The 16,010-nt window shown below is 37.6% G+C and carries 16 protein-coding genes, 1 tRNA gene and 1 other RNA gene; 11 read left to right on the top strand and 7 right to left on the bottom strand.

Annotated elements, in window-relative coordinates; genetic code table 11:
* Positions 1–5: 5 nt before the first annotated feature.
* Complete coding sequence (ruvB, locus tag ACM40_RS10480; protein ID WP_048502716.1) at positions 6–1,028, bottom strand: Holliday junction branch migration DNA helicase RuvB; 1,023 nt, start codon at positions 1,026–1,028, stop codon at positions 6–8.
* A gap of 216 nt (positions 1,029–1,244) precedes the next feature.
* Between ruvB and hutI the strand changes: the two genes are divergently transcribed.
* The 4 genes from hutI (at position 1,245) to ACM40_RS10460 (ending at position 5,919) form a co-directional block, all read left to right on the top strand.
* Positions 1,245–2,474, top strand: a complete 1,230-nt coding sequence (hutI, locus tag ACM40_RS10475; RefSeq protein WP_048502715.1) for an imidazolonepropionase — start codon at positions 1,245–1,247, stop codon at positions 2,472–2,474.
* A gap of 31 nt (positions 2,475–2,505) precedes the next feature.
* Complete coding sequence (locus ACM40_RS10470) at positions 2,506–3,561, top strand: DUF695 domain-containing protein (RefSeq protein ID WP_048502714.1); 1,056 nt, start codon at positions 2,506–2,508, stop codon at positions 3,559–3,561.
* Between the two features lie 12 nt (positions 3,562–3,573).
* Positions 3,574–4,488 (top strand): formimidoylglutamase, encoded by a 915-nt coding sequence (hutG, locus tag ACM40_RS10465; protein ID WP_048502713.1) that lies wholly within the window; start codon positions 3,574–3,576, stop codon positions 4,486–4,488.
* Positions 4,489–4,626: 138 nt separating this feature from the next.
* Complete coding sequence (locus ACM40_RS10460) at positions 4,627–5,919, top strand: aldehyde dehydrogenase family protein (protein ID WP_048502712.1); 1,293 nt, start codon at positions 4,627–4,629, stop codon at positions 5,917–5,919.
* Between the two features lie 172 nt (positions 5,920–6,091).
* On the opposite strand, the gene pyk is transcribed toward ACM40_RS10460, so the two are convergent.
* Genes pyk through ACM40_RS10435 form a run of 5 tightly spaced genes read right to left on the bottom strand, consistent with a single transcriptional unit; the run spans position 6,092 to position 10,270 of the window.
* The gene (pyk, locus tag ACM40_RS10455) at positions 6,092–7,537 is read right to left on the bottom strand and encodes a pyruvate kinase (RefSeq protein WP_048502711.1); all 1,446 of its coding nucleotides are present in this window, start codon (positions 7,535–7,537) and stop codon (positions 6,092–6,094) included.
* Entirely contained in the window at positions 7,530–8,003 is a 474-nt protein-coding gene (locus tag ACM40_RS10450) for an IPExxxVDY family protein (RefSeq protein WP_048502710.1), read from the bottom strand. The genes pyk and ACM40_RS10450 overlap by 8 nt, the downstream gene beginning before the upstream one ends.
* Positions 7,981–8,742 carry a ribonuclease III gene (gene rnc, locus ACM40_RS10445; protein WP_048502709.1) on the bottom strand — a complete coding sequence of 254 codons (762 nt, stop codon included), beginning with the start codon at positions 8,740–8,742 and terminating at the stop codon, positions 7,981–7,983. Before rnc ends, ACM40_RS10450 begins: the two co-directional genes overlap by 23 nt.
* Positions 8,743–8,751: 9 nt before the next feature.
* A complete protein-coding gene (gene fabF / locus ACM40_RS10440) occupies positions 8,752–9,996 on the bottom strand; it encodes a beta-ketoacyl-ACP synthase II (protein WP_048502708.1) in 1,245 nt (414 codons plus the stop codon).
* Between the two features lie 34 nt (positions 9,997–10,030).
* Positions 10,031–10,270: an acyl carrier protein gene (locus ACM40_RS10435; protein ID WP_002976354.1), complete on the bottom strand. Its 240-nt coding sequence runs from the start codon at positions 10,268–10,270 to the stop codon at positions 10,031–10,033.
* 357 nt (positions 10,271–10,627) lie between these two features.
* Here ACM40_RS10435 and ACM40_RS10430 point away from each other — a divergent pair, with 357 nt between their 5' ends.
* The 3 genes from ACM40_RS10430 to ACM40_RS10420 all read left to right on the top strand — a co-directional run bounded on the left by ACM40_RS10430 (position 10,628) and on the right by ACM40_RS10420 (position 13,517).
* Entirely contained in the window at positions 10,628–12,043 is a 1,416-nt protein-coding gene (locus ACM40_RS10430; RefSeq protein ID WP_048502707.1) for an aldehyde dehydrogenase family protein, read from the top strand.
* 69 nt (positions 12,044–12,112) lie between these two features.
* The gene (locus ACM40_RS10425; protein ID WP_048502706.1) at positions 12,113–12,907 is read left to right on the top strand and encodes a helix-turn-helix domain-containing protein; all 795 of its coding nucleotides are present in this window, start codon (positions 12,113–12,115) and stop codon (positions 12,905–12,907) included.
* 418 nt (positions 12,908–13,325) lie between these two features.
* A complete protein-coding gene (locus ACM40_RS10420; RefSeq protein WP_048502705.1) occupies positions 13,326–13,517 on the top strand; it encodes a cold-shock protein in 192 nt (63 codons plus the stop codon).
* Between the two features lie 185 nt (positions 13,518–13,702).
* On the opposite strand, the gene ssrA is transcribed toward ACM40_RS10420, so the two are convergent.
* Positions 13,703–14,101, bottom strand: a transfer-messenger RNA (tmRNA) gene (ssrA, locus tag ACM40_RS20260).
* Positions 14,102–14,360: 259 nt separating this feature from the next.
* On the opposite strand from ssrA, the gene rpsU reads away from it, so the two are divergent.
* From rpsU to ACM40_RS10400, 4 genes are all read left to right on the top strand, one after another.
* Positions 14,361–14,558, top strand: a complete 198-nt coding sequence (rpsU, locus tag ACM40_RS10415) for a 30S ribosomal protein S21 (protein ID WP_034679125.1) — start codon at positions 14,361–14,363, stop codon at positions 14,556–14,558.
* 81 nt (positions 14,559–14,639) lie between these two features.
* Positions 14,640–15,527 carry a tyrosine-type recombinase/integrase gene (locus ACM40_RS10410; protein ID WP_048502704.1) on the top strand — a complete coding sequence of 296 codons (888 nt, stop codon included), beginning with the start codon at positions 14,640–14,642 and terminating at the stop codon, positions 15,525–15,527.
* Complete coding sequence (locus ACM40_RS10405) at positions 15,524–15,814, top strand: HPF/RaiA family ribosome-associated protein (RefSeq protein ID WP_040997429.1); 291 nt, start codon at positions 15,524–15,526, stop codon at positions 15,812–15,814. Before ACM40_RS10410 ends, ACM40_RS10405 begins: the two co-directional genes overlap by 4 nt.
* Positions 15,815–15,923: 109 nt before the next feature.
* Positions 15,924–15,997: transfer RNA gene (locus tag ACM40_RS10400), tRNA-Thr, on the top strand.
* Positions 15,998–16,010 lie beyond the last annotated feature (13 nt).

The raw sequence follows: 16,010 nt of genomic DNA, 5'->3' as shown, positions 1-16,010 counted from the left end.
GACTCTTAAAATAATTCTCCCGGATTTTTCGGACGGGATATCTTTAAATGTTGATAAGCTTTATCAGTAACTTCTCTTCCTCTTGGCGTTCTGATGATAAATCCTTCCTGGATCAGGAACGGTTCGTAAACCTCTTCAAGTGTTTCAGGGTTCTCGGCAATTGAAGTAGCGAGAGCTGAAATTCCGACAGGTTTTCCTTTAAAATTTTCAATCATGACACGCATGATCTTATTATCCATTTCATCCAAACCAAACTCATCCACATTAAGGGAATTCAAAGCATATTTTGTAATATTGATCTCAATTTCTCCGTTTCCTTTGATCTCTGCAAAATCACGCACCCTTCTTAGCAAAGCATTGGCAATCCTTGGAGTTCCACGGCTTCTTCTGGCGATTTCTATTGCGGCATCTTCATAAATTTTACTTCCCAAAACCCTTGAGCTTCTCTGGATAATCATCGATAAAAGTTCAACCGAATAATATTCAAGCCTGCTTTGGATACCGAATCTTGCCAGCATCGGCTTCGTCAACATCCCGCTTCTTGTAGTGGCACCTACCAGAGTAAAAGGATTCAGGCCGATTTGCACACTTCTGGCATTCGGACCGGTTTCCAGCATAATATCTATTTTATAATCCTCCATGGCAGAATACAGATATTCTTCCACAACGGGAGACAAACGGTGGATCTCATCAATAAAAAGAACATCATTCTCTTCCAGATTCGTCAGCAGGCCGGCTAAGCTTCCCGGCTTATCTAATACAGGACCGGAAGTGATCTTGCAGTTTACCCCAAGTTCATTGGCGATAATGTTGGCTAAAGTGGTTTTACCCAGACCAGGCGGACCGTGCAGAAGAACATGATCGAGGGCACCACCACGTCTTTTGGCAGCGCTGACAAAAACTTCAAGGTTTTCCAAAGTTTTTCTCTGCCCCGCAAAGTCCTTAAAACTCTGGGGCCGGATCTGCTCCTCCTGCATAAGCTCTTCATGCGAGTAGTTTTCCTTATCTGGATGTAAAAAATCTGGCATTAATTCATTTCATTTACCTCAAAGATAGCAAATTTAGACTAAGGGTAAAACTTGGAACGATAAAATTCAGAGATTGTAAAAATAAGGGTTGCAAGGTAAAGGTATAGGTAATGGTGGCGGTTTAAACTATTTTTTGGTTAGCAGATTAGAATATTTTTAAGTATTTTTGAGAGGAAAAATTAATTATTAACAAGCTTTAGCTTTAATCTTAGATAAATGAAATTGATAGGCCCTTTCAAGCAGATCGTGACGTTGGCAGATCTTCCATTAAGAGGAAAAATATCCGATGACCAGATTGATATCATATCAGATGGTGGAATTTTAATAGATCATCATGGCCTGATTAATAATGTTGGAGACTTTAAGAAATTAAAGAATGAAAATCCGGATGCTGAAACAATAATGATCGAAGGTGAGCAGATAGCTCTTCCCGGATTTGTGGATTCCCATACCCATATTTGTTTTGGAGGAAACCGGGCGAATGATTTTGCTATGCGGAATGCAGGGAAAACATACCTTGAAATTGCAGAAAGCGGAGGTGGAATCTGGAGTTCAGTGCAGCATACAAGAAATGCCTCGGAAGAAGAACTGTTAAGGACTTTGTTGGAGAGAATCCAATTCCTGATTTCATTAGGGATTACGACCATTGAAATAAAAAGCGGTTACGGATTGGATGTGGAAAACGAGCTTAAAATGCTTAGAATAATCAAAAAGGCACAGGCTCAGACATCAGCTAAGCTTGTTCCAACATGTCTTTCTGCTCACCTTAAACCAAGAGATTTTGAAGGAAATAATCAGGAATATCTGGAATATATTCTTACCGAAATTTTACCTAAAGTAAAAGAAGAAAACCTGGCTGAGCGTGTAGATATATTTATTGAGAAATCTGCATTCCAACCCGAAGAAAGTAAAAATTTTCTTCTTGAAACTAAAGATTTAGGTTTTGATATTACCGTTCATGCGGATCAGTTTACACCGGGAAGTTCAAGAATTGCAGTAGAGGTGGGAGCAAAATCTGCAGACCACTTGGAAGCAACTATTGATGAAGATATTGAGTTTATCGCAAAATCAGATACGGTGGCCACTGCTCTTCCGGGGGCAAGCTTAGGACTTGGCGAAAAGTTTACTCCAGCCAGAAAGCTATTGGATGCCGGGGCTATTGTAGCTATTGCCAGTGACTGGAATCCAGGCTCGGCACCAATGGGTAATTTAATTACCCAGGCCTCTATTTTGGCAACTTTTGAAAAACTGACCACAGCTGAGGTATTGGCTGGCATGACCTTCCGCGCTGCTTACGCATTAAGTCTTGAAAATATTGGAAAACTGGAGCCCGGTAAAAAAGCAGATTTTGTAACCTTTAAAACTGATAATTTTCAGAATGTTCTTTACAATCAGGGAAGTCTGAGTGCAGAGAATGTATACATTAATGGAAACCAGATTCATTAAATGCTGATTCTGATAAAACATTAGGGAAAGAATGAAGGAAAAGGGTACATACAAAGCCTTTTGGGACTGGTTTTTAACAAAAGAAAAAATATTTTTTGAAGTCGTTAAAAGCAGGGTAAATATAGAGCAACAATTTTTTGATGTCATTGGCCCTGAGCTCGCCAAAATAAACAGTGGATACTATTTCCTGTCTGGAATGTGTGATGAAAATACGGCAGAACTTATCGTTACGGTAGAAGGGGATATCAGAAAAATAGCATTTGCAGAGGAACTTATTGCCGCCGCCCCGGAGATTGATCACTGGAAATTTACTGCCCTTAAGCCTGAAACAGATATAGAAAATGTAGGAGTCAGATTAAACGGCTTTGAATTCACGAAAGATAACATTTGTTTCTATTCCAATGAAATTGAAAATTATCCGGATGAAATTGATCTGGTATTTGTTTACGATGATTTCACTGAGGAAAATAAAAGTTCCGTCACAACGGGAGTTTGCATCTTCCTTGATAATTTCCTAGGAGAACTGAATTTTGCTACTCAGATTGACACCTTCAGTATTATAGGTAAAAATGATGCACAGAAAGAGCTGGTGCCAATAGAAAAATTAAAAGAATTTCTCCTTTGGCGCGAAAGAGAATTTACAGAAAAATATAAAGATGTTGAGATTTCAGCAGGTGACGATCAGTTTTCTCTTTTTGAAGGAACTCTGGACAATGGAATGCCGCTTATGGGGGTAGTCAATGTATCCCTATTAAAATACAGTGCAAAAGCATCATATCCATGGATTTCACTTCTGAAAATTCATTATGAAGGAGATTATCAGGGACTTCCTTTGGAAAAAGATTACAATGCCATGAATCTCATTGAAGATAAGGCTGTAGAGCTTCTTAGCCCGGCAGATGGTCATTTGTACATCGGAAGGGAAACAGCGGACAGTTCAAAAAGCATTTATTTTGCAAGCAAGGATTTCAGGCAGCCTTCCATAGTTTTGGATGGGCTTATAAAAGAAAACAAAGAATATAAAATTTCACTCGAAATTTATAAAGATAAATACTGGCAGAGTTTTGAACGCTATAATGTAAATTAAAAAACTGGATTTATGATTTGGCAAGGAAGATTAGACGGAGAAGAGCTCCTTTTCCACAGAATATTTCAAAGAGTTAAAGAAGAACGTAATTACGACCATATTAAAGCAGATGATTTTGTATTGCATGGTTTTGCTGTAGATGAAGGAGTGAGACGAAATAAGGGACGTCAGGGTGCGAAGGATGCTCCCGATGTGATTCGAAAAAATATGTCCAATTTCCCGGTGATCCGTCCGGATTTCTCCCTTCTGGATTTCGGAAATATCACCTGTGACGACGGCGACCTGGAAAGTACACAGAACAGCCTCGCAAAAAATGTTTCAAAAGTCTTGTTGAAAGGAGGAAGATCAATTGTTTTAGGTGGAGGCCATGAAGTAACCTATGCCCATTACTTAGGAGTAAAAACAGCTTTTCCAGAGCAGAAAATAGGAATCATCAATATAGATGCCCATTTTGATAACAGACAGCCGGAAAAAGGAGTAGGAGCAAGCTCCGGAACAGGATTCTGGCAGATTGCACAGGAAGGGCAGATCAATTCATTGCATATCGGGATCCAGAGAAATTCCAATACCCTGAAATTATTTGATACAGCTCATCAATATGGAATGAAATATATCCTTGCAGACGAACTTTTTTTTGAAAATCTACCTTCAATTTATCAGCGTATCGATGAATTGGCAGATAGTGTAGATTTCCTTTATCTTACGATCTGTATGGATGTTTTTAATGCTTCCATTGCTCCGGGAGTTTCAGCTTCTGCCTATAACGGGATTTTTGCAGATACTCCTTTTATGCACTTTTACAGGCATATTCTGAAAAATAAAAAGCTGGTCGCTCTTGATGCGGCAGAAGTCAATCCGTCCCTTGATATCCAGGACAGAACAGCGAGGCTTGCCGCATGTCTTGTGAATGAATGGTTTATGATTTAAGAAGAAATTATATTATTTCAATAGAGAAAAATCATTGCTTTAATTAGCCTTAAGGAATAAAATTTGTTACTTTCACCGTGCTTTTAGAATAGAAGCATTCATAAATTCATTTTATGAATTTAAAACAGAAATTATATTATGGAACAGTTAATTGAAAATAAGCTTATTAAAGCAGATAAGACATTTTCAGCGTGGAGAAAAGTGCCGTTTGAAGAAAGACAAAAGCTGATTGCAAAAGCGGCAGAAATTTTAAAGAACAATTCGGAAAAGTTCGGCAGGATCATTACTACGGAGATGAATAAACCTATTTCGGAGTCGGTTGCTGAGGTAGAGAAGTGTGCTTTAATGATGAATTATTATGCAGATGTTGAAAATATTTTAAAACCCGAAAAGGTTGAATCTGAATTTTCTTATTCTGAAGTTCATTACGTTCCGAAAGGTGTGATTTTAGGTGTAATGCCTTGGAATTTTCCTTTCTGGCAGGTATTGAGATTTGCTGTTCCCGCGATTTTGGCTGGAAATACAGTAGTTTTAAAACATGCTTCCATTTGTTTCGGAAGTGGGAATGCAATCGAAGATGTTCTTTTGGAGGCAGGCTTTCCGGAAGGTGTTTTCCAGAATCTGGAAGTGGGACATACGGTGGTAAAGGAAATCCTCGAGCATGATGCTGTAAAAGGCGTGAGTCTTACCGGTAGTGGAAAAGCTGGTGGGGAAGTGGCTTCAATTGCAGGTTTAAATATCAAAAAATCTTTATTGGAATTAGGAGGAAGTGATGCTTTCATCATTTTCGATGATGCCGATCTGGATGAAGCAGCAAAAGCAGGAGCGAAATCCAGACTTCAGAATTGCGGACAAACCTGTACTGCAGCCAAAAGGTTTATTATCGATGAAAAAATTGAAGATGAATTTCTGCCAAAATTCATTGAAGAATATAAAACATATGAAATTGGAGATCCTTTAAACAAGGAAACCAAATTAGCGGGAATGGCAAGACCGGACCTGGCGGATGAGCTGGAAGCCCAATTCAATAGAGCGTTGGAAAATGGTGCTGAGATCATCATTCCTTTGGAAAGAGTTTCTGCGAATGAATTTAAGCCCGGTTTAATTCGCGTTCAGGAAGGAAACCCTATTTTAAAAGAAGAACTTTTCGGACCTCTTGGGATGATCATGATCGCTAAAAGTGATGAAGAAGCTTTACAGATGGCGAACGATATTCCTTTTGGACTTTCAAATTCCGTCTGGACAAAAAAAACAGAGCGTCAGTTATTCTTTATCGAAAACCTTGAGTCAGGAACGGTAAACATCAACAGAATGACGAGTTCAGATCCCCGTTTTCCATTCGGAGGGAGCAAGGCTTCAGGATATGGAACTGAGCTGTCTTTATTGGCTTTAAAAGAGTTTGTAACGGCAAGAACAATTGTGGGGAACTAGTTGTATGATGTACAATGAAAAAGTATAATTGTAAAAGTATTAATATATTAATGTAATTTACAGTCATTAAATATAAAAAATCCCGGAAAGATCTATTTCCGGGATTTTTTGTATGATAGTCAAAGAGTAATTTCGCTTATCGCTTATCGCTTATCGCTTATCGCTTATCGCCCTAAACTGTTGTCAGTCTCAGCGTATTTGTTTTTCCTCCTTCATAAGATGGAGTTGCATTAATGTTGATTACAAAATCACCACTTTCGATATAGCCGTGGTTATGGGTCAGCATATTCACCTGGATGATAGTTTCGTCGGTAGATTTTTTCATGTCATAATAAAAGGCATGAACTCCCCAAAGAAGGTTCAGCATGGTGATCACTCTTCTGTTTCCACTGTATACGATGATATGGGAATTCGGTCTATGGGCAGCAAGCTGGAATGCAGTATATCCTGAATGGGTTAAAGTAACGATTGCGGAAACATTGGTGGTTTTAGCAATTCTTACAGCTGCAAGACATACCCTGTTCGTAATGAATCTTTCATCGATGCAGTTATAATCTTTTTCGATCGGCTCATTCTTATGCTGATAAAAATGGGTCTTTTCGATATTCTGTACGATTTTAGCCATGTTTTCAACTACCTGTACCGGATATCTTCCTACAGAAGTTTCTCCGGAAAGCATTACTGCATCAGCACCATCAAGTACAGAGTTGGCAACGTCATTTACCTCTGCTCTTGTAGGCGTAAGGCTGTTGATCATTGTTTCCATCATCTGCGTGGCGATAATGACCGGTTTGGAATAGAATCTTGCTTTTTCTACCAGGTTTTTCTGGATAGCAGGAACTTCCTCCATCGGAACTTCCACACCAAGGTCACCACGGGCAACCATCAGTCCGTCACATTCCAATAGGATTTCGTCAATATTTTTAACACCTTCCGGCTTTTCAATCTTAGCAATAATAGGCGTTTTGAATTTTCCGTTTGGATGGCTGTCGATCAGCTTTTTAAGGTCGATAATATCCTGTGCATGACGAACGAAAGAAAGTGCGATCCAGTCTACTTCCATATCAAGCATGAAATTGGCATCCTGAACGTCTTTTTCCGTAAGGGCAGGAAGAGATACATTGGTATTCGGAAGGTTGACCCCTTTCTTGGAACTTAAAGGTCCCCCTTGGATCGTTTTTGCTTTTACCGTATCTATTTCGTTGGTTTCAATAACCTCCAACATTAGTTTTCCGTCATCAATAAGGATTTTTTCCCCGACTTTTACGTCCTGAGGAAACTGTTGGTACGTCATGTAAACCTTGGTAGAATCTCCTTCCATTTTCTCATTCGTAAAGGTAAGGATATCACCAGGATTCAGGTAAGAACCTTCCTTTACGACACCTACTCTCAGTTTCGGGCCCTGAAGGTCTCCTAAAATACCTACAGAAAAACCGTATTCCTGATTAAGCTCTCTGATAATTTCTATATTACTTCGAACTAATTCGTAATCTGCGTGTGAAAAATTTATTCTGAAAATATCAACACCTGCTTTCATAAGCCCTAACATTACCTCCTTCGACGATGAAGCTGGTCCTAGTGTTGCAATAATTTTTGTCTTCTTTAAATACTTATTCATAATACTGGATAATTTGATAAAGTTCTTCTTCAGAACCTAATGTATAGTCTTGTATCGGAAATACAAGATTTTCAGGGAGCAAAATTACGGAAAAATCAGGAATTTGTTCCGATGTATGCAGAATATATTCCACATCTGCCTGATTATTTAATAAAAATTTAATGTTTTCTTCTTCTGTGAAGAGCTCAGTCTGCAGTTTTTTTTGCTTACTTTCCGAAGACCGGTTCGAAATGAATGTAAAACATGTCTTGGTAAACTTATCGTAAGCCTCAAATCTCGGGAAATAATAATCATAGTAAGCCCCATGAATAATCATATCTTTCTTTCTTGAAAAGCTAAGACCGTTGATTTGATTTATTTTGTAGAAAAACTCATGAGCAGGTATATCTTTTGCTAATCTTACCAATCCTATGGCAATATCTTCAAATTCTATATCATCAAGATCATAAAGTTTTTGAATTTCCAAGTATGTTTTCTTTTTTGTTTAAAATATAAAATGCTCTCTGTGCTGCTTTTTCTTCTGCTTTCTTCTTGGAAGTTTCTGTCGCATTGGCGATCTTCTCTTCTCCCAGCCAGACATGGCACCTGAATACGACTGCTTTATTGGCCTGGAGCTCTTCACAGGTTTCGTATTTTATATTTACTTTTTTCTTCTGGCTCCATTCAAGCAGAAGACCTTTGTAGCTTACAATTTTATTCTCAAGCTTGTTAATTTCTGTAGGCGTCAGCAATCTTTCCAGAATAATCCTTTTGCAGGCATCATAGTGGAAGTCCAGATAAACAGCACCAATAAGTGCCTCGAATAAATTTCCGGAAATGTTTTCGCCCAATGCTGCAGATCCCTGCTTCTGCAAAAGATCGATAAGCCTCAGGTCTTCACCCAATTTATTAAGATTCTTCCTATTAACAATTTTAGATTTCATCTGTGTCAGATATCCTTCATTGGCCTGAGGATAGGTCTGGAACAGATGACAGGAAATAATTGTACCCAAAACAGAATCTCCCAAAAATTCAAGTCTTTCGTAATTGCTGTCTTGATTTTTAGAAGAGCTTTTTAAAGAGAAAGCTTCACGGTAAAGAGCAATATTCTGAATCTCTGCACCTAACATTTTTTTCAGTTCGGTACTGAGAAAATAGTCTCTCTCCGTTAATTTTCTTTTTCTTTGTCTGAGAAGGAATTTAGAAAAGTATTTCTGTAACTCCATTCATTGAATTTAGATTTTCTTAAATAGAACGCAGGCATTGTGCCCGCCAAATCCAAAAGTATTGCTCATGGCTACTTTTACATCTTTCTTAACAGCGGTGTTGAATGTGAAATTCAGTCTGCTGTCAATATTTTCATCATCAGTAAAATGGTTGATGGTAGGAGGAACTATACCATGAATAATAGTTCCCAATGCAGCGATAGCTTCAATAACTCCGGCAGCTCCCAGAAGGTGGCCGGTCATTGATTTTGTAGAATTAATCTGAATATCATAAGCATGCTCGCCCAATAACTTTGAAATTGCGTTGGATTCTGCAATATCTCCTAATGGAGTAGACGTACCATGCATGTTGATATGGTCTACTTCATCAGCAGTTAAGCCTGCATCTTCCAGACAGTTTTTCATTACCAGATAAGCGCCTAGTCCTTCAGGATGTGGGGCAGTCATGTGATGTGCGTCCGCACTCATACCACCACCTTGCAATTCTGCATAAATTGTCGCACCGCGTTTTACAGCGTGCTCATACTCTTCAAGGATAATGCATCCTGCTCCTTCGCCCAATACAAAGCCATCTCTGTCTTTGTCAAAAGGTCTTGAAGCTGTTTTAGGATCATCATTTCTTGTAGAAAGTGCCATCATCGCATTGAATCCACCGACACCACTTGCTGTTACGGCTGCTTCAGAGCCTCCGCATACAATAACGTCTGCTTTTCCAAGCTGGATGATCATCTTGGAGTCAATCAAAGCATTGGCTGAAGATGCACAGGCAGATACCGTAGTATAATTGGGCCCGTGAAAGCCATACTCAATTGAAATGTGTCCAGGAGTGATATCCGCGATCATTTTAGGAATAAAGAAAGGGTTGAATCTTGGAATTTCCGTATTTGCCCATCCTAAAACCTCAGTTTCGAAAGTTTCCAAACCTCCGATTCCTGAACCCCAGATTACACCGACTCTGTTTTTGTCAACATTGTCTTCCATAATTCTGGAGTGTGCTACCGCTTCTCTTGCGGCTACAAGCCCAAGCTGAGTATTCCGGTCCATTTTTTTTGCTTCTTTCTTATCGAAATGCTGCAACGGATCGAAACCTTTTACTTCACAAGCGAATTTAGTTTTAAAGTTTGTGGCATCAAAAAGAGTAATCGGAGCAGCACCGCTCTCACCTTTAACAAGATTTTCCCAGTATTCTTTTGCATTATTTCCAATCGGTGTTATTGCGCCAAAACCGGTTACAACTACTCTTTTTAATTCCATAAATTTTTAAAATTTTCTTTTTTGTTGAAGAATATTATTTATTTACTACTTCTTCGATGTAAGCGATAGCGTGTCCTACAGTAGTAATTTTTTCAGCCTGATCATCAGGGATTTGAATATTGAATTCTTTTTCAAATTCCATGATTAACTCAACTGTATCCAATGAGTCAGCTCCTAAATCGTTAGTGAAGCTAGCTTCAGGAGTTACTTCTGTTTCTTCAACGTCAAGCTTATCAGCGATGATAGCTTTTACTCTTGATGCAATGTCTGACATAGTAAATTATTTTTTTAATTGTTAGATGGTGCAAATATATAAAATTCTTTACGATAAAACATTTTTTTAGTCTTTTTTGTGGGTAGACTATACTTATTTTACAGCAGGAAGTTTTAGTGTTTTCGTTTTCAGGTATTTATGTTTGACGTGTAAATCATATTCAAAAAGATCATTCTGAAAGTCGTTTATATTTGACATATTATATATGATGAAAGATCGATTAGATGTTTAATCAATAATATAAGGGGATAGTTTTATAGATGTCTGAGCTTTCTAACAAAGTTTAATTGAGCCATACGACAAAACAATTCCTTTAAAATTGTGGGAACTTTGTCCTATACAATTAAAACAAACAATATGAGACGTATAGATAAAGCCTACATCAATGGAAAATTTGCCGAATTGCACGGCACGGAAGTGTTTAGTCTTATTAGCCCTGTTAACCATGAGAAAATTGGAGAAGTGGTGCTGGGTGACGAAAGGGACACAATAAGGGCTATTCTTGCGGCCAAGACAGCTTTTAAAACATTTTCTAAAACGAGTATACAGGAGCGCATTGAAATCCTTGAAAAATTAAAGAGATCTGTAGAAAGAAAAGAAAAGGAACTTATTGAAACCATGATCCTGGAATATGGCGGAACCCGACAATTCTGCGCAATGAGTTTTCATAATATGGTTGGCTCTTTTGAGCATATGATAGAAACACTGAATCATTTCGAATTTGAAAGAAAAGTAGGGAATACTCTTGTTCAGATGGTTCCTGTAGGAGTTGTGGGTATTATTACACCGTGGAATTCAAGTAACAGTTTTATTTGTAATAAATTTGCGACAGCGGTGGCTGCCGGCTGTACAGTAGTAGTAAAGCCAAGCGAAATGAGTGCGCTTCAGACACAACTTATTATAGAGTGTTTCCACGAGGCGGGACTTGCGGATGGAATCTTCAATGTGGTAAACGGACTTGGAAGTATCGTAGGAAGTGAAATTGTAAATCATCCGGATATTGCTAAAATATCTTTCACAGGTTCTACCCAAACGGGAAAGATGATTGCGAAAGGGGCCATAGATAGTATGAAAAGGGTGACATTGGAACTTGGCGGAAAATCACCAAATATTATTCTTGATGATGCTGATTTTACACAAGCCATTCGCCAGGCTGTTTTTGGTGCTTATATGAACAGCGGACAAGCCTGTATTGCCCCAACACGTTTGTTGGTGCCTCAATCGAGACTGACAGAGGTTAATCAGTTGGCAAAAGAGGCTGCTCTTCAGGTTGTTGTAGGTAATCCTGCCAATGAAAATACAAATGTAGGTCCTATGGTTTCTGAAAAACAATATGAGCGGGTGCAGCATTATATTCAGTTAGGATTGGATGAAGGGGCAGAGTTATTAGTGGGTGGAAAGGGAAAGCCTGAAGGTCTTGAAGATGGAAATTTTGTTAAGGCTACTATTTTTACCAATGTCCGAAACAATATGCGGATTGCACAGGAAGAGATTTTCGGGCCCGTACTGTCCATTATTTCTTATGAAGATGAAGAAGATGCCATTGCTATTGCCAATGACACTCAATACGGATTGGCTGCTTATGTAACTTCTTCGGATGAGTATAGGGCTTTGAAAATGGCTTCTCAGATTGAAGCGGGAAGAGTTTGTATTAACGGGTTCAAACATGATCCGCTGGCGCCGTTCGGTGGATTTAAGCAATCCGGTATTGGAAGAGAGTTTGGAGCATATGGCCTGGAAGAATATTTGGAGCCGAAATCTATTTTGATTTAAGAAAGCATAAAAAATATTATATTGAACAGTCAAGTTAAAAATTTTTAGCTTGACTTTAATACAAAGAAAATGTCCGGAAATATTGATTACATAAATTATTCCTGCTATTTTACGGTTTTCCGGGAAGGAGAGCAATTTACTTCTTATAATGCTCTATCGATGGTTATTTCAGGAGAAATGGAACTTAATGATGGTGTCAATAAGAAAATATTCCGAAGCGGAGAGATATACTTTGTCCGTAAAAATCAATTGCTGAAATTCCTGAAAAAGCCGGGTGAAGAAGCAGAGTTTAAATCTTTATCTATCAGATTTGATGATGAAATGCTCAAACAAATGAGCGAGGAAGAGCATTTTGTTGTCCCCGAAAAGCTAAAAACTCCTGCTTTTATTGAGGTATCAGTGGCAAAGCATCTGAAATATTTTATGGAATCCCTTCTTCAATATCAGGATTTGTTGGAAAACAAATCTCCCGAGCTTGCTTTATTGAAACAGAAAGAAGCTTTAATTCTTTTATTTGAACATGATCAGTCATTGAAAAATATTCTTTACGATGTTTCCAATCCGTATAAAGTTGATCTCGAGGTTTTTATGCTTAAAAACTATCATTTTAATGTAAAACTGGATCGTTTTGCTTATCTCACGGGAAGAAGCCTGGCCACTTTTAAACGCGATTTTGAGAAAATATTCGGAACGGCTCCAAGAAAATGGCTGCTTGAAAAAAGACTTCAGGAAGCCCGTTATCTTTTAGAAAGAGGAAGTAAAGCTTCTGATATTTATCTGGATCTTGGTTTTGAAGACCTTTCCCATTTTTCATTTGCTTTTAAAAAGCAATATGGGCTACCACCGAGCAGAGTTTCTTTTTAATGTCAGCAGCATACTATTGCTGTCTTATCGAGTTTTTGCTTGGAGGGTTAATAAATGTACTCTTTAATGTAATTTTAAACCTGTCAAACTAATGCTAATTTATCTTGATTAATACACGATAAAATAAAAAGTGCTTGTTTTCAATAAATTATGTGTATATTTGTAAAATAATCAGGCTCCTGCCGACGCTTCTTCTGAAACTTTTGAGTTAACTCTTTCTTCTCAGTCTTCGCTTTTACAGCCGCTAATTTTTGTCATCAACATAACCGGTGAAGTACCTTTTAAATCTGAATCTTTCAGCTTCTAAAAAATATCAACATCATTTTTTGTTCACAAATCGATTTATTATTGCTTGATAAGTATCAATGCAGTAATGGCAAAAGCCAAATAATAATACAATAATTTTTAATACATTACAATGCAACAAGGAACAGTAAAATTCTTTAACGATGCTAAAGGATTTGGTTTTATTACACCATCAAATGGTGGTCAGGATGTTTTCGTACATACATCAGGTTTAATTAATGATATTCGTGAAAACGATGTCGTAACATTCGATTTAGAAAACGGAAAAAAAGGCGTTAACGCGGTTAACGTGCGAGTAGCATAATTTAAAAAAGGGTTAAACTCTTTCTTTAATAAAAGTAGCAGATAGCATTTATGTTATCTGCTTTTTTGCTTGAATAATTATTACCATGTGCTAAATTATATATAAAGCATTTAATGTTCATTACCGTTCTAATTTAATTATTTATTCAACTTGAAAAGAAAAAACCGCCTAATATAGACGGTTTTTAGTGGAGTTGGAGGGATTCGAACCCTCGTCCAAACAAGCAATACATAAGCTTTCTACATGCTTATTCTACCATTGGTTTTCGACTGGAGGCAGAGGGCAGACACCCAACTTCCAGCTTATCTTCTGAAATTTTCGAGTTTCAGCCAAAGCATCTGAAACCTTATTCCTGCATTCCTATATCCCAGAATCAAACGCCGCAGAACAGAGCATTTGTGAGATATCTTGCTTCCTTACTATCTTCGGGAAAACGCTTGATCTACTATACTTCGATATTAAGCTGCAAGAGCGAACTCTTCGTTGCCAGTTAAAGTTGTGTAGCAAGGGATTAAAGAGATCGCGCTACGGTTCTCTGCATGCTTACTTACCCATTGATCTTGCTGTCGAAACCAGTCAACCCCTGAATAATGTAGATACAAAGATAATACTTTTTGTTTACATTTTATTAATATGGGGTATTTTAATAAAGGAAATGAACGATTTTAAAGCGGTCAGGATCTGAATATTTAGTTATTGTGGATAAAATATTATCGGGCGTTAATAGCCTTGAATACTAGTTTTTTATAAAAATTCTGCTAGGGTAAATGATTGTTTGTGGTAATATATTTTGTGTTGTAAGAAAAATTGCCTAGTTTTGCAATCCAAAATGAGATGTAAAATATGTTAATAATTCCAGTAAAAGATGGTGAATCCATCGACAGAGCTTTAAAAAAATATAAAAGAAAATTTGATAAAACGGGTACAGTTCGTCAATTAAGAGCTAGACAGCAGTTTATTAAGCCTTCTGTAACTTTAAGACAAGCTAGACTAAAGGCCGCTTATAAGCAAAGAGGTCTTAGCAAGGAAGAGCAGGCTTAAGATTTTTCTTAACCACATACTAAATTCACTTCTTAAATACGTATATTTGAGAGGTGAATTTTTGTTTTTATACCTTAAGTAATGTTAGAAAAGTATTTACAATATTTACAGCTCGAAAAGAGGTATTCACCTCACACCATTACAAGCTACAGGAAAGATCTTGAAGATTTTTCCCATTTCTACCTTAAAACAGAAGGTTCCGAAGATATTTCCAAAGCAGACAAAAAAACAATCAGAAATTTTATTGTCGAATTGAGCGAAAACCATATTTCTAAGAGAAGCATCAACAGAAAACTTTCCTCGCTTCGCAGTTTTTATTTATTTCTTTTAAAAGTAGGCGAAATTAAAGTTTCTCCCACCGAAAGCATATCTTCACTTAAGTTTTATGCTGAAAAACAGATTCCTATCTCGCAGGAAGAAATGCAGACGCTGAGTGATCGTGTTCTGGCAGACCAGCCTGAACTCCTTGAAAAGTGTATTATTGAAGTCCTGTATCAGACCGGAATGCGTAAAGCCGAGCTTTGTGGCCTGATGTTTGAGGATGTTAACCTGAACGGAAACGAGCTGAAGGTAATAGGAAAAGGGAATAAGGAACGTTTTATTCCCGTCTCCCATAACCTGTCGGATCTGTTAAGAAGTTACATGGAAGTAAGGAAACCTGATAGCCAACATCAATCATATTTTTTTGTCAACCAGAAGGGCAAAAAACTCAATGAAAAATTTGTTTATGTGGTAGTTAATAAGTACCTTAGTCTGGTAACAACGAAAGAAAAAAGAAGTCCTCACATCCTCCGGCATAGCTTTGCTACACACGTTTTGGATAATGGGGCGGAGATCTCCAAAGTAAAAAAAATATTAGGGCATTCCAGTCTTGCAAGTACTCAAGTCTATACGAATGCCAATATTGAACAATTGAAAAAAGTGTTTAATCAGGCTCACCCTCGAGCATCTAAAAAAGAAGAATTATGAAGATCACAGTTCAATCAATTGGTTTAACTCCACACGAACCATTGGAATCACACATTGACAAAAAAGTAAGTAAACTGGAAACCTTTTATGATAAAATTCATGAATGTAAGGTGTTCTTAAAAGTTGAAAATAACTCGGACAAAAGTAACAAAACCGCTGAACTTATTTTAGCCGTTCCAGGAGACGATATTGTAGTGAAAAAGACATCTGAAAGTTTTGAAGAAAGTTTGGACCTGTGTGTTGATACTGCTAAAAAGCTATTAATCAAGAAAAAAGAAATGGCATAGTAAAAAAAGTTAAAAAAAATTATAGAAAAGTTTGAGAATTCAAAAAATCCGTTCTATATTTGCACTCGCAAAAAGGGAACAGCGATCTTTTGAATTCTTTTTTATATTTGCCTCCATAGCTCAGTTGGCCAGAGCACGTGATTTGTAATCTCGGGGTCGTGGGTTCGAATCCCTCTGGAGGCTCTTTTTAATATAA

Origin of the sequence: Chryseobacterium sp. BLS98 (genome assembly GCF_001045445.1) — a bacterium.
GTDB lineage: Bacteria > Bacteroidota > Bacteroidia > Flavobacteriales > Weeksellaceae > Chryseobacterium.
The sequence above is the reverse complement of the archived record's forward strand: the minus strand, read 5'-3'. Positions and strand labels throughout refer to the sequence as shown.